A 20,935-nucleotide genomic window follows, 5' to 3' on the forward strand; every position below is an offset into this window, starting at 1 on the left:
CGGGATCAGGCGCTCTGGTAGGCAAGGCCGAGGCGCGGTTTCGTGACCAGGTAGAGGCCGGGGGCGGCCTTGACCCCGCCGGTCTGGGCGTAGCCCATCTTCCCCGAGTTGAACAGCTGCGCCCGCGCCTGGGCGAGCTCGCTCTCCTGCGGCGAGGCGGCGGCCGCGCGGTCGGGCGTCTCCTTCCGCATGGCGATCATCTGCGCGAGCGACCGGTCGGTGACCTCCACGGCGAGGTCGAGCGCCGCCTGCGCGTCGTGCAGGTCCTCGATGCCGGAGATGACGTTGGCGAACGCCAGCTCGATGTCGTCCGCGGCGCAGTCGCGCAGCGTGAGGCGCTGTGCCTCCCAGAAGTAGGAGGTCTTGCCGCGGTACTGGTTGTAGAGGCTGGAGACGACCACCAGGTAGCGGAGGTACGCGGTGCGGTAGGTCCGCTCGTAGTGGGCCGAGGCGTGCTCCTCGCTGACGTCCCCGTTGACGGTGCTCGCCAGGCAGGCGGAGGCGAGCATCGCGCTGTACATGGCCAGGTGGACCCCGGTGGAGAGCAACGGGTCCAGGAAGCACGCTGCGTCGCCGGAGAGGAAGTAGCCCGGGCCGGTGAACCGGTCGGCCGCGTAGGAGTAGTCCTGCTCGACGCGCAGGGGCGCGACCCGCTCCGCCCGGGACAGCAGGTCGGACATGACCGGGGACTCGGCGATCGCGTCCCGGTAGATCCGCTCCAGGTCGTGGCCCAGCGCCCGCCGGGCGGCGAAGTGGTCCTTGTGGACGACCAGCCCGACGCTGAGCCGGTCGTCGCGCAGCGGGATGCCCCAGAACCACCCGTCGGTCACCGAGCAGATCTCGATCGCGCCCTCCGGCCCGGCGATGGGCCCCGCGCCGGTCCAGTACCCCCAGACGGCGACGTTCTTGAAGACCTCGTGGTGCCGCCGCGTCCGCAGGTACCGGGTCATCAGGCCCGCCCTGCCGGACGCGTCGACCAGGTAGTCGAACGCCAGCTCCCGCTCCGGGCCGCCCTGCGCCGGGGCCCATCGCGCGGCCGTCGGCCGCTCGCCGTCGAACACCAGCTGCTTGACCTCGACGCCTTCCCGCACCGTCACGCCCTGGCTCTTGGCGTGTTCGAGGAGGAGGTGGTCGAAATCGGCGCGCTCGACGTGGTAGGAGTAGCTGTCCTCCCAGCCCGGCCGGTCGCCGAAGCCGATGTCCCACTGCTCGGCGCCCCAGTCGAAGTGCGCGCCGCCCTTCACCCGGAACCCCTGCCGCTCCACCTTCTCCCGCACGCCGAGCAGGTCCAGGATGGGCAGGCAGGCGGGCAGGAGCGACTCCCCGATGTGGTAGCGGGGGAAGACCGCCCGCTCCATCAGGGTGACGTCCATGCCCTCGCGGGCCAACAGCGTCGCGGCGGTGGATCCGGCTGGACCACCGCCGACGACCAGCACTCGGGCGCGTCCGTCCACATTCACTCCTGAGGGGATCGATTCGATCAAGACAGTGCCTACCGCGCAACGGTTCGGGGTCGGCGCGGCCGTGCCGCGCGTCGCGCGCTCGCACAACGGAGACTGCCCGAGGTGGTGGTGGGCCGCAAGATCTCCGCGCACATACCCACCGTGATCAACGCCGATGCACCCGGAAGTGTTGTCTTCGCTGGGGAACCGCCCATCGTTCGGGTTGGCGGAGGCCGAGCGCCGTGACCAGGTGATCCGGATCAGCGGGCGCTGGTGCGGCGGTTGACACCATGGTGTTGGACGAGTTGACAGCGGACTCCGGAGGGACCGTTATTGATCGCGTGTCCACCGTGGTGTCCGCATCGGCAGCACCGATCCCCGAGTCCACCGATCCGCCCGCCCGGCCCCGCAGGCCAGTCCCCGCCCTGGGGCCGGTCCTGGCCCGGGTCCGCGGTCCGCTGGCCGTCGCCGTGGTGCTGCAGGTGTTCGGCTCGGTCGCGGGCCTGGTCCCGCTGCTCGCGATCGCGGAGCTGGCGCGGGTCCTGCTGCCCGCCGCCGACGGCGCGCCGGTCGACGCCGAGCGGGCCTGGACGGTGGTGCTGGTGGCTTGCGGGGCCCTGCTGGCGCGTTTGGTCCTCCTGCTGGCCGCCGCAGTGGTGACCCACGCGGCGGACCTGCGGCTGGCGCTCGGCCTGCGGCTGGACCTGGTGCGCCTGCTGGGCCGGGTGCCGCTGGCCTGGTTCGACCGCCGCAACTCCGGCCGCGTCCGCAAGCTGGTGGTCGACGACGTGGAGAGCCTGCACGTGCTGGTGGCGCACGCGGTGCTGGAGATCACCGCGGCCGTCGTCGTCCCGGTCGTGGCGGTGGCCTACCTGCTCACGGTCGAGTGGCGGCTGACACTGCTGACGCTCGCGCCCATCGTGCTGGCGATGGTGGTGGCGGCGCGCGCGATGCGCGGGGCGATGAGCCGCTATGAGGACTACGAGCGGTCGCTGTCGGAGCTGTCCGGGCGGGCTGTCGAGTTCGTGCACGGGATCACGGTCGTCAAGACCTTCGGGGTCACCGGTCAGGTCCGCGGGCGCTTCCGGGCCGCGGCCTCGCGGTTCGCCGACTCCTTCGGGGACTGGGTCGCGGCGACCAGCCGGGCGGGTCTGGTCGCCGACCTCGCGACCGCGCCGGTCACCACCCTGCTGGTCGTGCTCACCGGCGGCCTCGCGCTGGTCGGGGCGGGCGCGCTGACGCCTGTCGACGTGCTCGCCTTCCTGTTGCTGGGGTTGGCGATCGGGCCGCCGCTGCACACGCTGACCTTCGGCATGGGCAAGCTCGGCGAGGCCAGGCAGGCGGCGCTGCGCGTGGCCGAGGTGCTCGCCACCGAGCCGCTGCCCGTGGTCCCCGACCACCGGGCGCTGCGGCCCTCCGGGACGGACGTGCGGGTGCGGGACGTTGACTTCGGCTACGACGGACGGGAGAACGCGCTGACGGACGTCAGCCTGGACCTCGCCCCGGGCACGATCACCGCCCTGGTCGGCCCCTCCGGCGCAGGCAAGTCGACGCTGGCCCGGCTGGTGCCGCGGTTCGCCGACGTCACCGCGGGCTCGGTCGGCATCGGCGGCGCGGACGTGCGGCTCGTCCGGCCCGCGGAGCTGTACCGGCAGGTCGGCTTCGTGTTCCAGGAGGTCGAGCTGCTGCGCGCCAGCGTCCGCGCCAACGTCGCCCTGGCCCGACCCGGGGCCAGCCTCGACGAGATCCGCGCCGCCGCGGCCGCGGCCCAGGTGGACGAGCGGATCCGCGCCCTGCCCCGAGGCTACGACTCGGTGATCGGCGAGGACGCCGTGCTGTCCGGCGGCGAGGCCCAGCGCGTGTGCATCGCCCGCGCGCTGCTGGCCGACAGCCCGGTGCTGGTGCTCGACGAGGCCACCGCGTTCGCCGACCCCGACGCCGAGGCCGCCATCCAGGACGCGCTGAGCGAACTCGTCGCCGACCGCACCGTCCTGATCGTGGCGCACCGGCTGCACACCCTGACCCGCGTCGACCGGATCGCGGTGCTCGACCGGGGGCGGGTCGTGGAGACGGGGACGCACGAGGAACTGCTGGCGGCAGGGGGTCGCTACGCGCGGATGTGGCGCTGCGCCGAACAGGCTCGGGGCGGGCGGTCCGACGTCGTGGCCGGGGTGGGCCGGTGATCCGGCTGCTCGGCGGCATCGTCCCGGAACCGTCGCGGGGCCGGTTCCGCAGGCTGGTCGCGGGCTCCGTCGCGGCCTCGGTCGCGGGCGGGCTGGCGTACGTGGTGCTGGTGCCGCTGCTGCGGGCCCTGTTCGCCGAGGACATGACGACCGCGTGGCTGTGGGCAGGCGTGCTGGCCGCCGCCTGCGCCGCGTACTCCGTGCTCACCGTGTGGACGACGAGCGTGGGGGTCGCGCTCGGGATCGATCTGCTGCGTGAGACGCACCGCCGGATCGGCGACCACACCGCGGCGCTCCCCCTGGCCTGGTTCGGTCCCGAGCGGACCGGAGCGCTGGGCCGCATGGCGGGCCGCGGAGCCATGGACGTGGCGATGGTCCCGGCGCGGCTGGTGCGCCCGCTGGTGTCGGCGGTCGTCACGCCGCTGACCCTGGTGGTGGCGATGGTCCTGTTCGACTGGCGGATGGGCGTCGCGCTGCTGGTCTGCGTGCCCGTCGTCGCCGGGGGCGCGCGGGCGCTGGCGGCCATGGTAGGCCGAGGCGAGGCCGCCGAGCACGCGGCCACGGCGGCCGCCTGCGACCGCGTCGTGGAGTTCGCGCGGCACCAGGCGGTGCTGCGCTCGGCGGGCCGCACCGCCGACAGCACCGAACGCGCCCTGCGCGAGCAGCACGCGGCCAGGCGTCGGTCCCTCTTCGGCGGCAGTGTCGGAGCGGCGGTGTTCCTGCTGGTGCTGCAGCTCGCGCTGACCGCGATCCTGGCGTGGGGCACCTATCTCGCGCTCGGCGGCGGGCTGCGGGTGGTCGAGCTGATCGCCCTGCTGGTCCTCGCCGCCCGCTCGGTCGACCCGCTGGTGCAGGCGGGTGAGCTGAGCGCGGTCCTGAGGGTCGCCACCGAGGCGGTGCGCCGGATGACGGACCTGCTGACCACACCGACCCTGCCCGAACCCGCCCGGCCAGCCGCTCCCGCTGACGCGTCCGTCGAGTTCGACCACGTCACCTTCGGCTACGACGGCACGCCCGTGCTCCGCGACGTCTCGTTCACCGTGCCCGCGGGCACCACGACCGCCATCGTGGGCGCGTCGGGCGCGGGCAAGACCACGGTGACCCGGCTGGTCGCCCGGTTCGCCGACCCGGACGATGGCGCGGTGCGCATCGGCGGCCGCGACCTGCGCGAGCTGGGGACCGCCGTCGTCCTCGACCACGTCTCGGTGGTGTTCCAGCAGGTGTACCTGTTCGACGACACGCTGTGGGAGAACATCCGGGTCGGCCGCCCGGACGCCGACGACGCCGAGATCGAGCGCGCGGCGCGCATGGCCCGTGTCGACGAGATCGTGCGGCGGCTGCCCCGGGGGTGGGACACCCCGGTCGGGGAGGGCGGCGCGGCGCTGTCCGGCGGCGAACGCCAGCGGGTGTCGATCGCCCGCGCGCTGCTCAAGGACGCCCCGGTGGTCCTGCTGGACGAGGCCACGGCCGCGCTCGACGCGGAGAACGAGGCCGCGGTCCGCGACGCGCTCGACGCGCTGGGCCGGGACCGCACGGTCCTCGTCGTCGCCCACCGGCTGGCCACCATCGCCGCAGCCGACCAGATCCTGGTCATGGGCTCGGGGACCGTCGTCGAGCGCGGCGCCCACGACGACCTCCTGGCCGCGGGCGGCGCCTACGCCCGGCTGTGGGCCAGCCGCGAGCGCGCCGAAGGCTGGCGCCTGACCAGGCCCGCCCGGTAGGAAGGTCACCCCGGAATGCCCGACAAGCACACCGTCGCGTTGCCCGCCGCCCAGGAGACGCTGCTCATCCCGCTCTACGCCCGGGCGCTGGAGACCCGCAAGAGGCGGCCCCTGCTCCGCGACCCGAGGTCGGTCGCCATGGTCGAGCGGATCGACTACGACTTCGCCCGGCTCGGCACCGGCCGCAGCATGATCGGCGCGGTGCTGCGCGGGATGATCGTGGACGCGTGGGTGTCCGGGTTCCTGGCGGCGAACCCCTCGGGCACCGTCGTCGAGATCGGGGCGGGCCTCAACACCCGGCACGAGCGGCTCGACAACGGCCGGGCCCACTGGGTCGAGTACGACCTCCCCGAGGTCATCGACCTGCGGAAGCGGTTCTTCGCCGACACCGAGCGCCGGACGATGCTGGCCGCCTCCGCCACGGGCGAGGAGTGGGTGCCCGCCGTCAAGGCCCGGCCCGGTCCCTACCTGTTCGTGTCCGAGGCCGTGCTGATCTACGCCTCCCGGACGGGCGCCGCCGAGGCCGTCGGGCACATCCGGCGGCACTTCCCGGGCGCGGGACTGATCATGGACACCTTCACGACCACCGCGGTGTCCATGATGGACTCCCACGACACCCTGCGGCACATGAGGGCGCGGCCCGCCTGGGGTGTCGACGACCCGGCGTCCGAGCTCGCCCGGTGGGGCCTGTCCGTGGAGCGGACCTGCACGCTGCCGCGCGCGACGCCCGAGGTCTGGCGCGCGCTGCCGCTCGGCATGCGCCTGACCACCGCGCTGATCGACCGCACTCCCCCAGGCAGGCGATATCACCTGCACAACACGCGCGTGACCCCTTGTCCGCCACGGTGACCAGGAGACCGACATGTCCACAATAGAGGCCGGTCGGGCGACGGCCGATCACCTGCGACTGATGACCCTGATGTACGGCACGATCGCGGCGCAGGTCGTCGGCATCTCCGCCCGTCTCGGGCTGGCCGATCGGCTCGGCGACGCCGAGCGCGCCAGCGCCGAGGTGGCGGCTGCGGTCGACGCCCATCCCGACGCGACCACCCGGCTCCTGCGCGCGCTGGCCGCCCTGGACCTCGTCGCCGAGACCGGGCCGGACCGCTACCGGCTCACCGAGACCGGCGCCTTGTTGCGCAGCGACCGGCCGGACTCGCTGCACACCGCGGTGCTGCTGCTCACCGACCCGGCGATGCTGGCCACCTGGGCCCGGCCGGACGCCGCGGTGCGCACGGGCCTGCCGGTGTTCGAGCGGGTGCACGGCGCGGACTTCTTCACCCACGTCGGCGCGGACCCGCGGCTGTCCGAGCGGTTCAACGCGATGATGCGCCAAATGACCCTGCCCGTGGCGCGGGCGCTCCCGGGAGCGTACGACTTCTCGCGGTTCCACACCGTCGCCGACATCGGCGGCGGCGACGGCACCGTGCTGGCCGAGATCCTGCGCGCCAACCCGACGCTGCGCGGCGTCCTGTTCGACAGGGCTGAAGGGCTCGCGCAGGCGGCCACGACGCTGGACGCGGCGGGCGTGGGCGACCGCTGCGGGACGGTGGCGGGCGACTTCTTCGTGTCGGTGCCCGGCGGGGCGGACGGCTACCTGCTCAAGAGCGTCCTGCACGACTGGGACGACGCCCGGTGCGCCACCCTGCTCGGGCACTGCCGCGCGGTGATCCCGGACGGCGGCAGGCTGCTCATCGTCGAGACGGTCCTGCCCGACCGGATCGACCCCGCGGACCCGACGCCGTACCTCAGCGACATCACGATGTTGGTCAATACCGGCGGCCGCGAACGCGGGCGGGGCGAATTCGCCGCCCTGTGCGCGCGCAGCGGGTTCGCGGTCGTCGCCACGCATCCCCTCCTCGGGCCGTATTCGCTGATCGAGGCGGTGCCCACCGGATGACGACCCAGCTCGCGAGCACGACCGTGGACCTGACGGCCGAGGACTTCCACGCCACCGCCCACCCCCTCTACGACGCGCTCCGTGCCCGTGACCCGGTCAGCTTCGTCCGGCTGCCGCACCAGCCCGAGGCCGAGGGCTTCTGGATGATCACCGGTCACGCCGCCGCCGAGGCCGCGCTGCGCCACCGCGGCCTGGCCAACGACCCCCGCCGCGCGCTGTCGCCCGAGGAGATCGCCCGGCGGCCGGAGACCCGGCATCCGGGGGCCCAGGCCACCATGCTGTTCACCGACCCGCCCGAGCACACCCGGCTGCGCCGGGTGCTCACCAAAGCGTTCACCCCGCGGCTCGTCGCCCGGCTCCGCCCCGCCATGGCCGGGCACGCCGACCGGCTGCTGGCCTCGGCCGCCCGCTCCGACGAGGTCGACCTGATCAGCGCCTACGCGTATCCGCTCCCGCTGGCCGTGATCGGCGACGTGCTCGGCTACCCGGAATCCTGGCACGACCGGCTGCGGGACTTCGCCGTGCGCGCGGCAGCGCGGTCCAGCCCGCTCGACGCGCCGGACGGGGACGTCGGCGCGGAGTTGGAGGGCTACGCCCGCGACGTCGTCGCGCTGAAGCGCCGCGAGCCGGGCGACGACCTCGTCAGCAGGCTGCTGAACCCCGACTCGGCCGACGACCGGCTCACCGACACCGAACTGCTGGCCATGATCGGCCTGCTGACCGCGGCCGGGTTCGAGACCACCGCCAGCGTGATCGGCTGCGCGGCGCTGGCCCTGGCGGGCCACCCCGACCAGTGGGCGGCGCTGCGGCGCGATCCCGGGCTGGCGAGCGCGGCCGTCGAGGAGACCCTGCGCCACTGGTGTCCCATCGAGACCGCGACGATGCGCTTCGCCGTCGCGCCGCTCGACATCGCGGGCAGGCGGATCGGCGCGGGCGACACCGTGCTGGTCTTCCCGGGCGCGGCCAACCGCGACCCCGACCACGTCCCCGACCCGCACCGCTTCGACATCCACCGCGAGCCGCGCGGCCATCTCGGCTTCGGCGGCGGCATCCACACCTGCCCCGGCGCGGCGCTGGCCCGCGCCGAGTGCCGCACGGCCATCGCGATGCTGGCCAGCCGCTGGCCGGACCTGCGCCTGGCCTGTTCGCCGGAGGAACCGAGGTGGCGGCCGGGCATGGGGCTGCGCGGTCTCCGCGAGCTGCCGGTCCACCCGGGTGTGCCGCGGTGACGCCCGCCGTCGTCCTGGTTCCCGGCGCCTTCACCGGGGCGTGGATGTGGGCCGACGTCGCCGCGGGCCTGCGTCGTCGGGGCATCGCCGCGAGCGCGATCGACCTGCCGTCGATCGGGCCGGACGCCGGGGACGCGGGTTTCGCCGCGGACGTGCGCGCGGTGCGCCGGGCCCTCGACCGGCTGGAGCCGCCGGTGCTGCTGTGCGGCCACTCCTACGGCGGCGGCGTCATCACCGAGTCCGCCGCGGGCCCGCACCCGGCGGTGCGCCGTCTCGTGTACGTCAACGCGGCCGTTCCCGACATCGGGGACAGCCTCGTCAGCCTCATGACGGCGGCGGTCGCCACGGCGAGGCGAGGCGAGCGCCCGGACCGCGGTGTGGTCCTCCGCGGCGACGGCCTCGCCCACCTCGACCGCGAGTACGCCCGCCGCATCCTCTTCAACGACTGCGGCCCGGACCGCGCGGAGGCGGCGCTGGCCCGCCTCAGCCCGACCAACCCGAGCGGGTCCGACCGGCCGCTCGCCCACGCCGCCTGGCGCGACCTGCCCGCCACGTATCTGCGCGGCACCGAGGACCGCCTGGTGGAGGCGATCGCGCCCGCCTTCATCGCGCGCGGGCCGGAGCTGGTCGAGTTCCCCGTCGGGCACTGTCCGCAGTGGAGCCGCCCGGAGCTGGTCGTCGACCTGCTCGCCGACCGCGCCTGGCGCATGACCACCGGTCCGTCCGCAGCCGAACGAGCCCGCACGGGAGACCCATGCTCACCAAACAGCAGCTCATCGATCAGACCTTCGCCAGCGCCGACGTGGACGGCGACGGCTACCTCACCGAGTCGGACCTGATCGCGAGCGCCACCCGGCTCTCCACCGCGATGCTCGACAAGGTCGCCGCCGGTGACGCGACCGGGAAGCCGCTGCCCGCCGATGTGGCGGAGATGCTCACCACCGCGGCGGACCTGATGCCGAGGATGTCGGCGGTGCAATGGCGGATGATCGGTTCGATCGCCCGGCTGGACGACCAGGGCCGGTTGACCCGCGACGAGTTCGCCCGGATCACCGACCACCTGATGGCCGGGGAGACCGACGACGCCCACAACCTCGTCTTCGACGCCACCTGGCACCTCCTGCACGCCGACGGCGAGGACTTCATGCGCCGGGACGACTGGCACCGCTTCGCCGAGGCCCACGCCATCACCCGCTACGTCGACGACCTCTTCGACGAGATGGACAGCGACCACGACGGCAAGGTCAGCAAGGACGACTACCTGGCCGTCCGTTCCGGGTGGGACGAGCGCGCGTGACCGAACCCGGCGATGACGTGGCCGCAGTGGCTGGCGATCCCCGGCCGCTCCGGCGAACGGGCGACCGCCCCTTGCCAGGCCATCGCCTGCTCATCGGGGTCCTCGGCTCGACCTGGAGCCACGCCCTCGCGCCCGGTGGCCTCTCCGAGGCGTGCCGCCTTGGTCGCGCATCCCGCGCGTGATCTGGAGTGAACCGGTGAACACGGCCATGCTCCTGCTCGCCCTCGCGGTCATCCTCGTCGCGGCGCAGGTGCTGGGCGCGGCGGCCAGACGGGTGGGGCAGCCGCCGGTCGTCGGCGAGATCGCGGCGGGCGTGCTGCTGGGCCCCACCCTGTTCGCCGGGGCCGTCCCGGAAGCGCTGTTCCCGCAGGACGTCCGGCCCGGGCTGGCCGCGCTGGCCGACCTCGGCGTCGCGGTGTTCATGCTCGTCATCGGCATGGACCTCGACCAGCGGCTCCTGCGCGGGCAGCGGGTCGCCGCCGCGGGGGTGGCCGCCGGGTCCATCGCGCTGCCGTTCGCTTCGGGCGCCCTGTTGGCGCTGTACCTGGCGCGCACGCACGAGAGCACGGGGACCACGCCTGCCTTCGTGCTGTTCTTCGGCGCGGCCATGGTGATCACCGCGTTCCCGGTCCTGGTCCGCGTCCTCACCGACCGCGGCATGCACCGCACCGCCGTGGGCGGGCTGGCCGTCGCGGTCGCGGCGATCGGCGACGCGGTGGTCTGGTGCCTGCTGGCCGCGGTGCTGACCCTCACCGGCGAGCAGAGCGGCTGGCAGACCGTCCTCGCCGTGCCTTACCTCCTGGTCATGGTGTTCGCCGTGCGGCCCGCGCTGGCCAGGGTGGCGGCCGCTCTCGCGCGGCGTGGCCGTCCCCTGCCGCCGAGCGCGCTCGCCGGGGTCGTGGTGTTCGCGGCCGCGTCGGGCGCGGCCACGGAGTGGCTGGGACTGCACTTCATCTTCGGCGCGTTCCTCGCGGGCGCGGTCATCCCCCGCGCCGGGACCGAGGCGCTGCGGGCGGAGATCGTCGCGCGGATCAGGCCGCTGGGCTCGGTGCTGCTGCCGGTCTACTTCGCGGTAGCGGGCCTGGCGGTGGACCTCTCCACCGTCACCGTCACCGCGGTGGGGGAACTGGCGTTGATCCTGCTGATCGCCGTCTCCGGCAAGTTCCTCGGCGCCTACGCCGCCGCCCGGGCCTGCGGCCAATCCTCCCGCCACGCCGCCACTCTGGGCGTGCTGATGAACACCCGCGGCCTCACCGAACTGATCGTCCTCGACATCGGCCTGCGGGCCGGGCTCCTGGACACCGCGCTGTATTCGCTGATGGTCGTGATGACCATCGTGGCCACCGCGATGACCGGCCCCCTGCTGCGCGTGGTCTACCCACCCCGCCTGCTCGACGCCGACCTGCCGTCCAGGATCACCCATCCGAGGGTGCCCGAGCCAGGACCTGCCGGAGGGGCCTGCCAGCCCTGACGGGGCGCTGCCTGCGCATCCGCCGCCACGCCGTCACCCCCGACCGCCCACACCCCGGCATCGAGGTCGCGGGCGTCGAGTGTGGAGTCGGCGCGGCAGGCACTCTCACCTGTCCTCCTCGGACCGGCGACGGTCCTCGCGGGGAGTCGTATGGTGTCGGGATGGCGGGACGGACGCCCCTCGTGGGACGCCGCGCGGAGTTGCGGGCGCTGCTCGACCTCGTGCGCGCTCCGGCGGTCGTGCGGATCGACGGTGAGGCCGGGGTCGGCAAGACGCGGCTGCTGGCCGAACTGCGGGAGCAGCGGGAGCTGCGCGGCCGTCGCTGGCTGTGCGGGGCCGGGCAGCCGCTGCGGGAGCCGTTGCCGCTGGCGCCGCTCATCGACGCGGTGCTCGCCGACGAGGGCGCGCCGTGGTGCGCGGACCCGCTGCTCGGCGCGCTGGTGCCGGTGCTCCCGGAACTGGGCCCCCGGCTGCCCCCGGGACTGCCGCCGCTGGGTGACGTCCGTGCCGAGCGGCACCGGGTCTACCGGGCGCTGCGCACGGCGCTGGCCGCCGCGTGCCCGGCCGTCCTGGTCCTGGACGACCTGCACTGGACCGACGACGGCACCGCCGACTTCCTGCACTTCCTCGCCGGGCGCCTGCCTGCCGGGCTGTCGGTCGTGCTCGCGCACCGGCCCGGCGCCCCTGATCTGCCGGGCACCCGGCTGCGGCTGGACCCGCTGAACCTCTGCGGGACGGCGGAGATGCTGCACGCCATGGTCCGCGAACGGCCACCCGCCGCCGCCGCGGAGGCGCTGCTGCGCCGCACGGGCGGTGTCCCGTTCGCCATCGAGGAGGTGGTGCGCACCGCGGTCACGCAGGGCGCGCCGTGGGACGCGCTCGACGGCGGGCTGGTGCCGGACGGGTTCGCCGAGGCGATCGCCACCCGGCTCGACCGCCTCGACGACGTCGCCCGGCGCGTCGTGCACGCCGCCGCCGTGCTCGGCGCGCCCGCGACCGCGGCCGACCTGCTCGCCGTCGCCGAGGTGCCCGCCGAGGCGGGCGAGGCCGCGCTGGACGCGGTGACCGGCTCGGAGCTGCGGGAGCACGGCGGGCGGTACGGATGCCGCCACGAGTTGGCCGAGCAGGCGGTCCTGCGGACGATCGGCCCGGCCCGTGCCCGGCGGCTGCACCGGCGGGCGGCGGAGGTGCTGCTCGCCTCGGCCGCGCCACCGCACCGCCGCGTCGGCGACCACCTGCGGGCCGCCGGGGACGTCGGGGGCTGGCTGGTGCACGCCGAGCTGGCCGCCGACCGGGCCGTCGAGGTCGGTGACACGGGCACGGCGGTGGGCGCGCTCCGCGAACTGCTCACCGCGGCGGACGACGCCCGCGAGCGGAGCCGCCTGGCCCTCAAGCTGGGCCGGGCCGCGCTCGACGGGGTGGACGTCGGCGCGACCGTCACGCTGCTGCGCGAACTGCTCGCCACCGTGGACCTGCCGCCCTCGATCCGCGGTGAACTGCGCGCCGACCTCGGCCTGCTGCTGCTCAACCAGGCGAGCGCCCCCGAGGACGGCTACCGCGAGCTGGAGCTGGCCGCGGCCGACCTGCGCGGCCCCCGGCCCGACCTGGCGGCGCGGGTGATGTCGTCGCTGGCCAACGTGCACGCCGGGCACCACCACATCGACGTCCATCTGCGGTGGCTGGCCGAGGCGGAGGCGCTGGCAGACGCGCTCACCGACCCGCGGGCGCGGGTCGCGTACCAGGTGAACCGGGTGACGACATTGATGACCCGGGGCGAGCCGGGCGCCGCCGGGCAGGCCGAGTGGATCCTCGCCGACCCCCCGGACGCCGAGACCGCCCGGCACCACACCCGCGGCTGCCTGAACCTCGTCGACGCCGCGTCCTGGCTCGGGCACTACGACCAGGCGACCCGGTTCCTCGACCGCGCCCGCCGACTCGACGACGTCTCGCCCTACGTGGAGGAGCAACTGCAGGTGGCCTCGGTGCTGCTCGACTGGCTGAGCGGGCGGTGGACCGGGCTGCGCCAGCGCGCCGCGGACCTGGCCGCGCGCCAGGCGGGCCTGCCCCGCATCGCCGCCGAGTGCCGCGTGATCGCGGGCGCGCTCGCCGCGGAGGAGGGCGATGCGGCCGCCGCGCTCCCCCTGCTCCGCGCCGCGGCGGGCGAGGGGCCGCCGCCGGTGCTGGCCACCGCGCGGGTGCTGGTCGCCCAGCTGCGGCACCAGCGGCTCGTCCGGTCCGCGGTGGTGCGCGGCGTCGACGACGCGCTCGGGGTGATCCGGCGCACCGGCATGTGGGTGTGGGCGACCGAGGTGACGCCGATCGCGGTGGAGCTGCTGTCCGCTATGGACCGTCAAGCCGACGCGGAGCGGGTGGTCGATGAGCATCGCGCGGGTGTCGCTGGCCTGGACTGCCCGGCCGCGCACGCCGCTCTCGCGCTGGCCGACGCGGTGCTGGCGCACGAGCGCGGAGACCTCGACGCCGCCGACGCGGGCTACCGCGCCGCCGCGGCGCTGACCGCGAGCCGACCGCAGTGGCACGCTCGGACCCTCCTGCGGCACGCGGAGTGCCTGTTCGCCGCCGGACGCGACGGCGTCCCGCCGCTGCGCGCCGCGGAGCGGCTGTACAGCGGACTGGGGGCGGTGGTGCGGGCAGAGCGGTGTCGCGAGGTGCTGCGCGCCCATCACGCGCTGCCTGGCCCGAAGCGCGGGCGGCCGGGGTACGGGGACAAGCTGTCGCCCCGGGAGCGGGAGGCCGCGCGGCTGGCGGCGGCCGGGTGCACCAACCGCCAGATCGCGGCGGGCATGGGCTTGTCGGTGCGCACCGTGGAACAGCACGTCGCGCGGGCGCTGCACAAGCTCGGCGTGGACTCGCGCAGGGAGCTGACCGCGGTGCTCGGCCCGTCCGGTTAGGACGGACCGAGCACCGGGAGCCGTGGGCTACAGCGTGATCGACCAGCGATCGAGGACACCGGTGTCGCCGGGTCCGCTGTCCCGGATGTAGAGGTTCCAGGTGCCCGCGGCCTGCTCACCCGTGACCGGCGCCGAGTAGGTGGCGGTGCCGGGGAACGGGTGGCAGACGGAGCCGCCGTACGCGTGCAGCCGGTACCACCGGTTGGACGGGGACAGCAGGTAGATGTCGAGGTCCTCGACGCAGGTGTGCCGTCCGGTGACCTCGACCCGCACCGGGCTCACCGCCGCTCCGCTCGCGGTGGAGCGGATCGGGCTGTAGAGGTACTGGTAGTCCTGGATCGGGTAGTCGGTGTCGTTGGTGAACGTCCGCGTGCCGCCGCTGCCGTCCGACGTCCGCACGGTGATGGGACCCGCCGCGGGCGAGGTGTTCCCGGCGGCGTCCCTGGCCCGGACGGAGACCTGGTAGCTCGTGCCCGGGGTGAGACCGGTGAGCGTGGCGGTCGTGCCGCTCGTGCTCGCCGCGAGGGTGGAGCCGGTGTAGACGTCGTACGCGGTCACCCCCACGTTGTCGGTCGACGCGGTCCAGGCGAGCGACGCGGACGTCGAGGTGGCGCCGGTGGCCCGGAGGTTCCCCGGCGCGGTCGGCGCCTGGGTGTCGCCGCCGCCCGCGGTGTGCAGCGTGAGACCCCATTTGCGCAGCGCCTCGTTGACCGGCTGGAACAGCGACTGGTCCGGCGCGCCACCCGGGCTGCACGACGACTTGCCGCCCGAATGCAGCCCGACCGCCTTGTCGCCCGCCAGCCACGCGCCGCCCGAGTCGCCGCCCAGCGAGCACGCGGTCGTGAACGCCATGCCGTCGATCGGGCCGCTGGCGTAGACGACGGTCTGCTCGACCGCGGTCACCCTGCCGCACTGCCAGCGCGAGGCCACGCCGGAGTGGCAGACGACCTGGTTGACCAGCGGCTCGGTGCTGCCGGTGACGGTGACCCCGGCGCCACCCCAGGTGTTCACCTCGGCGGACAGCGCCCATCCTGGCTCGGTCACCGCGACGACGCCCATGTCGCCTTCCCTGGCGAACACGCTGCGCGTGCCGCCGGTGTTCGACGTGCCGATGCGGTTCTGCCCGCCGGAGCCCGCGTACGCGGGCTGGTCCCGGTCGTCTGTGCAGTGCCCGGCGGTGAGGAAGTGCCTGCCGCCCGAGGCGTCCACCGCGGGGAAGCCGATCGAGCAGTTGGCCTCGAAGCCGGGGAACCACGGGTTGCCCGGCCGGATGTCGCCGCCCTGGGGCACGGGCGACGCCGAGGTCTCGTGGACCCGCGCGCCGAGGTCGGCGGCGCGGGCCAGGAAGGCGCGGGTGGCCGAGGTGACCCGGGTCGTGTCGACGCGCACGACGACATCGTTGTTGACGACGTCGACGCCCCACCCGAAGACGCCGGGGACGCCGATGGCGTGGTCGCCGACCGCGCGGGCGAGTCGGTCGAGGTCGGCCCGGCTCCGGGTCACCCGCCTCGGTTCGGCGCCCGCCGCCCGGACCCGCGCGGCCGCGGCGTCGTCGGTGACCGCCACGACGACCGCGCCGGTCCGCTCGTCCAGCCACACGCCCGCGCCCCGCTCGGCGAGCCGGTCGATGACCCGCTGGGCGTCGGCCTGCCCGGCCAGCGCGGCCCGGGCCGCCCGGTGGCTGATCCCGAGATCGCGGCTGATCGAGGCGATCATGGTGTCGTCGGCCGGGCTCGCGGTCGCCGGGGCCGCGCCGAAGGCCAGGGTCGAGGCCGCCAGCACGGCGGCGGGACGGGCCCTCATCGCGACACCGCCTGGTGGGTGATGCGGACGTCGTCCACGCCCGCCTCGACCAGGCTGCCGCCGGAGACGTCGCCCGCCTCGACGACGACGCGGACCGTGGCGCCCGTCCACGCGGACAGGTCGGCCGTCGCCGTCGCCCACGCCGCGGCGGTGTCCGCGGAGCCGGTCTTCTTCTCGAACACCGTCGTGCTGCCGGATGCCGAGACCACGCGCACGCGCAGGAAGTCCGCGCCCGCCGAGTTGGCCAGGTGGCCGACGAACCAGGAGAAGGAGAGCGTCGCCTTGCCGCCAGCCGGGATCGCGACCGGCGGGGAGCCTGCCGAGGTCACGCCGCCGTCGAGGTCGTTGTCGCCGACAGCCGCGCCCGGCGCCGCCCCGGTGACCAGCGCCCGCACACCGCTGGGCGTGGTGCCCGGCTGCATGGTGTGCCCCGACCACGTCGTGGCTCCCGGGTCGCCGACCTCGAACCTGCCGCCGGTCGCGGTGTCGGCGCCCGCCGGGTTCACCGTCCAGGTCCCGCTCTCGAAGTCCGTGGCGTACACCGTGGTCACCGGGCCCGGGTCGGGATCGGGGTTGCCGCCGGACACGGCGGCCAGCGCGTTGGCGATCCCCTCGCCGAAGTGGGAGTTCTTCGCGGGAGTCCCCGTGCACCGGGTGTCGCCCGCCGGGCAGGGCGTGTCGATGGCCTGGGCGAGCAGCATCGAGCGCAGCTGGTCGGGGGTGGCGGTCGGGTGCGCGGACGCCAGCAGCGCCACGACGCCCGCCGCGTGCGGCGACGACGCGGACGTGCCGTGGAAGGTGGTGTATCCGTTGTTCAGGCCGGTCGTGTTGACCATCGCGTAGCCGTCGCCGCCCGGGGCGGTCAGCTCGACGGTCTGGATCCCGTAGTTGGAGTAGTAGGCGAGTTCCCTGCGGGTGTTCGCCGCCGTCACCGAGATCGCGTTCGGCAGGTCCCCCGGGAGGAACAGCCCCGGCTCGGTGTCGAGGTTCACCGCGTAGTTCCCGGCCGCCGCGACGGTGACCGTGCCGCGGCTGTGGGCGTAGTCGACCGCGCGGCGGACGGCCTCGATCACCGCGTCTTGATCGGGGTTGCCCGGGCTGTTGTACATCCACGGGTCGACGTAGTAGCTGTTGTTGGTCACGGCGAAGCCACGCTCGGCCGACCACATCAGACCGCAGACGACGTTCTCCGCGTACATGTAGCCGGTCGGCTCCATCACCTTCACCGACGCGATCTTCACGTTCGGCGCGACCCCGACGACCCCGCGCCCGTTCCGCGCCGCCGCGATGATCCCCGCGACCGACGTCCCGTGCCCCGCGGCAGGCGCGTACGAGTCCGGCTCCCACGCCCCGGGCGCGGTGTTCGCCCTGCCGTAGAGGCAGGACACGGAGTTGGCGGCGTCGAAGTTGTCCCGCAGGTCCTCGTGCGTGCCCTGCACGCCGGTGTCCAGCACGCCGACGGTGACCGACCGGCTGCCGGGGTGACCGCCCACGCCCTGTCGGCGCCCATCATCGCCATGTTCCACTCGACGGGCTCCGCGGGCGCCGAGATCGACGCCCCCATCTGGGGTTCGAGGTACCGCTGGGCGGTGGTCGCACCGGAGACATCGGTCTCCCGGGTCTGCCCGACCTTCTGCACGCCTGCCACCGCCCGCATCCTGGTGGCGAAGTCGGTGGCCGCGGAGTGGGCGACGACGACCCCGATGGGCGCGTGCGCGTTCTGGACCGTGCCGCCGTTGGCGGTCACCGCCTGGGCCACGGCGCCGGTGGACCCGGGCGCGGTGATCACCAGGTAGGCGCGCGTCCCGAGCGGCGCGGCGTCGGCCACGGCGGGCGTTGCGCCGAGCGCGGCGGCGCCGAGCGCGAGCACGCACAGCACCCGCGAGCGGCGGCGGTTCTGGTTTCGTCTCATGGCAGGGACCTCTCCTCGGTGAAGCGTCCGTTCACCCGGGATGAGATTCCGACCTGCGCCCCGGCCCGTTCAATCCGCGACACCACCTACCGAAACGCGGCTCCACGGTGCGAATCCCGCACGCCGGGCCTGCCCGGGAGCTAGACGGATCACTGGCATGCGGGGGCCGACGACGTGGCGTAGCGGGCACGTACGTACAACAGGATCGTCTCCGGAATCGACTACGGAGATAACCACCTATATATTCTCCAGCGAATGCCCTATCCGCCTAAGCGGCGAGACGACTCCGCCTGTTATAAGTGCCGTTACGGCATTTTGATAGGTGCGCCTACGGATTGTTTTCAACAAAGGGCGCTGTTACGACTGGAAGTGGCACATCCGTCCACGTCCCACGCGTTGTTGTGCCGCTGACCGGGAGCGCGACGAATGCTCGCCGGATCGTTGATTCGTGTTTGAGAACCCTGCACACGAGGAGTCATCGTGAGAAAACTGTTCGGTGTCGCCGCTGCCGCGGTGCTGGCGCTCGGCGGGGCGGCGGCCGCGTCGGCCGCGCCGGAGCCGCCGCCCACGTTCGAGCCGTACATCGTCGGCGGTGAGACGGTCAGTTCCGCGCCGTGGGCCGCGGCCCTGTACGGGAACGGCACGTTCCGGTGTTCGGGCAGCCTGGTCGCGGCGCAGTGGGTCCTCACCGCCCGTCACTGCCTGGCTTCGGGGCTGACCGTCCGGGTCGGCAACGTGATCAAGGACCAGGGCCAGTCGGTGACCGTGGCGTCCACTCAGGCGTACAGCCGAGGCGACCTCGCGCTCCTCAAGCTGGCCACCCCGGTCAGCATGACCCCCGCTCGACTCGCCGAGCAGGACCCGCCCACCGGCTCCACCAACCACATCTACGGTTGGGGCCGCACGAGTTGCAACGGAGTCTCGTCCGGTCAACTCAAGCGCGCCTCGGTCCGCGTCACCGGTCGGTCCACCGACGCCTACAACGGTCCGGCCATCGCCTCCACCGGCATCGACGGCTACGCGTGGAAGGGCGACTCCGGCGGGCCGCAGATGTACAACGACGCCATCGTGGGCGTCGCCTCCACCGCCGACTGCGCGGGCCGCCAGTACTACGCCAGCGTGGCAAGCGGCCTGAGCTGGATCCGCCAGCACATCGGCACCCAGGACCCCGATCCCGGCGAGAGGTTCGAGAACCCGAACAACGTGGACATCCCGGACAACGGCAGCGCGGTGTCCTCCCCCATCACCGTGACGGGCGTGTCGGGCAACGCCCCGACGGGGCTGCGGGTCTCCGTGGACATCAAGCACACCTTCCGCGGCGACCTCCGGATCGACCTGGTCGCGCCGGACGGCTCCGCCTACCTGCTCAAGGGCAGCAGCACCAGCGATTCGGCCGACAACGTGCTCGCCACCTATACGGTGAACGCCTCCAGCGAGGCCGCCGACGGAACCTGGAACCTGCGCGTGCAGGACACCTACCAGAACGACATCGGCTACATCGACTCGTGGAGCCTGGAGTTCTGACCCATGCGGGGAGGGCCGTCCCATGACGGACCCTCCCCGCGATGGGGTCAGTGGCGATCGCGGGGCCGCACGCGCGGGTCGCGGGGCAGGATTCAGGCGGGCCGTGTCAGGTTCAGTGGAAACGCCGCGCGGGACTGGCGGGTTTCCCGGCGGGTCAGGACGTGACGACCACGCCCTCGGGTTGCGCGCCCACCGCGAACGGGGCGGCGGGCTTGCCGGTCTTGGCGTCGATGACCGACACCGTGTCGGAGCCGGTGTTGGTCACGTCCACGTGGCTGTCGTCGAACGCCGCCGCGGCGCCCTCGGGCATGCGCTGGACCTGGACCACATCGAGGGGTTGCCCTGTCGGCCCGAGGACGCTGACCGTGTCGGAACGGGTGTTGGCGACGTGGACCCGGCCACCTCGGGTGACCGCGACGCCGAGGGGCGCGGAGCCGACCTCGGCGGTCGCGGAGGGGCCGTTGTCGGCCGTGTCGATGACGGTGATCGTGTTGCTGCCGGTGTTGGCCACGTACAGCAGCTTGCCGTCGAAGCTGATGGCGATGCCTGCCGGGAAGATGCCGACCGGGATGGTCGCGACCGGCGTGTTCGTCGACGTGTTGATGACCGTCACGCTGTCACCGCCGTTGTTCGTCACGTACACCCGCGAGCCGTCGGGACTGGCCACGGCGCTGTGCGGAGACCTCCCGACCGGGATCGTCGCCACGGGCGCGTTCGTCGTGGTGTCGATGACCGTGACGTCGTGCGAGCCGAAGTTCGTCACGTAGGCATGGGTGCGTGTGGCCGCGACGCCGTAGGGATTGGCGCCTACTGGCACCGTGGCGATGACCGCGAGGGTCCGGGTGTCGATCACTGACACGGTGTCGGACGACTCGTTGGCGACATAGACGCGGTGGCCCGCGGGGTGCGCGCCGACGCCGGTGGGGTAGTCGCCGACCTGCACGGTGGCCGTCACCTTGCCCAGGCGCGGGCTGTACACGCTGACGTTGTCGGAGCCGCTGTTGGCCACGAACACCTGGATTCGGGTCGGCCACCGGGGCGCGGCGTCGAATCCGGAGCCCGTCAGTACGACGAGCACCGCGATGGTCACCCGCAAAGGGCGGATCCGACTCGTTCGGGCAATGACGTGAGAGGACGCTGCGAAAAAGCGCGCGCGTACCGAATAACCGGACATGAGCTCTCCGTATCGGTTCTTGGAAAACACGGGCCGTCACCGGTCCCGTGCTTGCCATCACGCTAACTACCTCGCAGCACACCGCGCCTCTCCAACTCCCCCTTGCCCCCGTCTCGGGTGAATGGCCAAGCGTTCACCTAAGCGCGGATCGCCAACATCATTGCTCGTATAGTTGTGTAGCCAAATAACTTGCGACGCGAACTAATGACTCCAACGCCACATTGATCAGGCCGGGCGGTCCGAATTCCGGATGTCCTCGCATACCCGCGATAGAGCGTTCCTCTTGCGTAGACTGTCGGTCGTCTGCAGGTTGACCAGGCCCAGTTGGGGTCTCTCGTCATTGCTCAGCGGTCGATGACCCGAGTCGCCG

At 73.7% G+C, this 20,935-nt stretch carries 15 protein-coding genes; 11 read left to right on the forward strand and 4 right to left on the reverse strand.

From position 1 onward, the window contains the following. Nucleotides 1–5: 5 nt before the first annotated feature. Nucleotides 6–1,454 (reverse strand): NAD(P)/FAD-dependent oxidoreductase, encoded by a 1,449-nt coding sequence (locus Actkin_RS16505; protein WP_258903283.1) that lies wholly within the window; start codon nucleotides 1,452–1,454, stop codon nucleotides 6–8. 329 nt (nucleotides 1,455–1,783) lie between these two features. On the opposite strand from Actkin_RS16505, the gene Actkin_RS16510 reads away from it, so the two are divergent. From Actkin_RS16510 to Actkin_RS16550, 9 genes are all read left to right on the forward strand, one after another. Then, a complete protein-coding gene (locus tag Actkin_RS16510; protein WP_258903284.1) occupies nucleotides 1,784–3,625 on the forward strand; it encodes an ABC transporter ATP-binding protein in 1,842 nt (613 codons plus the stop codon). Beyond that, complete coding sequence (locus Actkin_RS16515; RefSeq protein WP_258903285.1) at nucleotides 3,622–5,346, forward strand: ABC transporter ATP-binding protein; 1,725 nt, start codon at nucleotides 3,622–3,624, stop codon at nucleotides 5,344–5,346. The genes Actkin_RS16510 and Actkin_RS16515 overlap by 4 nt, the downstream gene beginning before the upstream one ends. A 15-nt stretch (nucleotides 5,347–5,361) precedes the next feature. Next, the gene (locus Actkin_RS16520; protein WP_258903286.1) at nucleotides 5,362–6,195 is read left to right on the forward strand and encodes a class I SAM-dependent methyltransferase; all 834 of its coding nucleotides are present in this window, start codon (nucleotides 5,362–5,364) and stop codon (nucleotides 6,193–6,195) included. 13 nt (nucleotides 6,196–6,208) lie between these two features. Then, the gene (locus Actkin_RS16525; RefSeq protein WP_258903287.1) at nucleotides 6,209–7,246 is read left to right on the forward strand and encodes a methyltransferase; all 1,038 of its coding nucleotides are present in this window, start codon (nucleotides 6,209–6,211) and stop codon (nucleotides 7,244–7,246) included. Continuing rightward, nucleotides 7,243–8,475: a cytochrome P450 family protein gene (locus Actkin_RS16530; protein WP_258903288.1), complete on the forward strand. Its 1,233-nt coding sequence runs from the start codon at nucleotides 7,243–7,245 to the stop codon at nucleotides 8,473–8,475. The genes Actkin_RS16525 and Actkin_RS16530 overlap by 4 nt, the downstream gene beginning before the upstream one ends. Then, nucleotides 8,472–9,314 carry an alpha/beta fold hydrolase gene (locus tag Actkin_RS16535; protein WP_258903289.1) on the forward strand — a complete coding sequence of 281 codons (843 nt, stop codon included), beginning with the start codon at nucleotides 8,472–8,474 and terminating at the stop codon, nucleotides 9,312–9,314. Before Actkin_RS16530 ends, Actkin_RS16535 begins: the two co-directional genes overlap by 4 nt. Continuing rightward, the gene (locus Actkin_RS16540; protein ID WP_189210448.1) at nucleotides 9,230–9,772 is read left to right on the forward strand and encodes an EF-hand domain-containing protein; all 543 of its coding nucleotides are present in this window, start codon (nucleotides 9,230–9,232) and stop codon (nucleotides 9,770–9,772) included. Before Actkin_RS16535 ends, Actkin_RS16540 begins: the two co-directional genes overlap by 85 nt. 196 nt (nucleotides 9,773–9,968) lie before the next feature. After that, nucleotides 9,969–11,243 carry a cation:proton antiporter gene (locus Actkin_RS16545; protein WP_258903290.1) on the forward strand — a complete coding sequence of 425 codons (1,275 nt, stop codon included), beginning with the start codon at nucleotides 9,969–9,971 and terminating at the stop codon, nucleotides 11,241–11,243. Nucleotides 11,244–11,404: 161 nt separating this feature from the next. Beyond that, the gene (locus Actkin_RS16550; RefSeq protein WP_258903291.1) at nucleotides 11,405–14,152 is read left to right on the forward strand and encodes a helix-turn-helix transcriptional regulator; all 2,748 of its coding nucleotides are present in this window, start codon (nucleotides 11,405–11,407) and stop codon (nucleotides 14,150–14,152) included. Between the two features lie 27 nt (nucleotides 14,153–14,179). On the opposite strand, the gene Actkin_RS16555 is transcribed toward Actkin_RS16550, so the two are convergent. Continuing rightward, a complete protein-coding gene (locus tag Actkin_RS16555) occupies nucleotides 14,180–15,955 on the reverse strand; it encodes a fibronectin type III domain-containing protein (RefSeq protein WP_258903292.1) in 1,776 nt (591 codons plus the stop codon). Continuing rightward, a complete protein-coding gene (locus tag Actkin_RS16560; RefSeq protein ID WP_258903293.1) occupies nucleotides 15,952–17,448 on the reverse strand; it encodes a S8 family peptidase in 1,497 nt (498 codons plus the stop codon). The genes Actkin_RS16555 and Actkin_RS16560 overlap by 4 nt, the downstream gene beginning before the upstream one ends. Between Actkin_RS16560 and Actkin_RS16565 the strand changes: the two genes are divergently transcribed. Both Actkin_RS16565 and Actkin_RS16570 read left to right on the forward strand, forming a co-directional pair. After that, complete coding sequence (locus Actkin_RS16565) at nucleotides 17,437–17,751, forward strand: hypothetical protein (protein ID WP_258903294.1); 315 nt, start codon at nucleotides 17,437–17,439, stop codon at nucleotides 17,749–17,751. The genes Actkin_RS16560 and Actkin_RS16565 overlap by 12 nt on opposite strands. Nucleotides 17,752–18,347: 596 nt before the next feature. Next, entirely contained in the window at nucleotides 18,348–19,391 is a 1,044-nt protein-coding gene (locus tag Actkin_RS16570; RefSeq protein WP_258903295.1) for a trypsin-like serine protease, read from the forward strand. Nucleotides 19,392–19,545: 154 nt separating this feature from the next. On the opposite strand, the gene Actkin_RS16575 is transcribed toward Actkin_RS16570, so the two are convergent. Then, nucleotides 19,546–20,481, reverse strand: a complete 936-nt coding sequence (locus tag Actkin_RS16575) for a YVTN family beta-propeller repeat protein (protein ID WP_258903296.1) — start codon at nucleotides 20,479–20,481, stop codon at nucleotides 19,546–19,548. Nucleotides 20,482–20,935: the final 454 nt, after the last annotated feature.

The sequence above is a fragment of the Actinokineospora sp. UTMC 2448 genome (assembly GCF_024760565.1).
Classification (GTDB): Bacteria; Actinomycetota; Actinomycetes; order Mycobacteriales; family Pseudonocardiaceae; genus Actinokineospora; species Actinokineospora fastidiosa.

What these genes read in the sequence shown, in the direction of transcription:
- Actkin_RS16520 (WP_258903286.1), top strand. Translation starts at nt 5,362, where the DNA reads ATGCCCGACAAGCACACCGTCGCGTTGCCCGCCGCCCAGGAGACGCTG.
- Actkin_RS16525 (WP_258903287.1), top strand. Translation starts at nt 6,209, where the DNA reads ATGTCCACAATAGAGGCCGGTCGGGCGACGGCCGATCACCTGCGACTG.
- Actkin_RS16530 (WP_258903288.1), top strand. Translation starts at nt 7,243, where the DNA reads ATGACGACCCAGCTCGCGAGCACGACCGTGGACCTGACGGCCGAGGAC.
- Actkin_RS16540 (WP_189210448.1), top strand. Translation starts at nt 9,230, where the DNA reads ATGCTCACCAAACAGCAGCTCATCGATCAGACCTTCGCCAGCGCCGAC.
- Actkin_RS16550 (WP_258903291.1), top strand. Translation starts at nt 11,405, where the DNA reads ATGGCGGGACGGACGCCCCTCGTGGGACGCCGCGCGGAGTTGCGGGCG.
- Actkin_RS16555 (WP_258903292.1), bottom strand. Translation starts at nt 15,955, where the DNA reads ATGAGGGCCCGTCCCGCCGCCGTGCTGGCGGCCTCGACCCTGGCCTTC.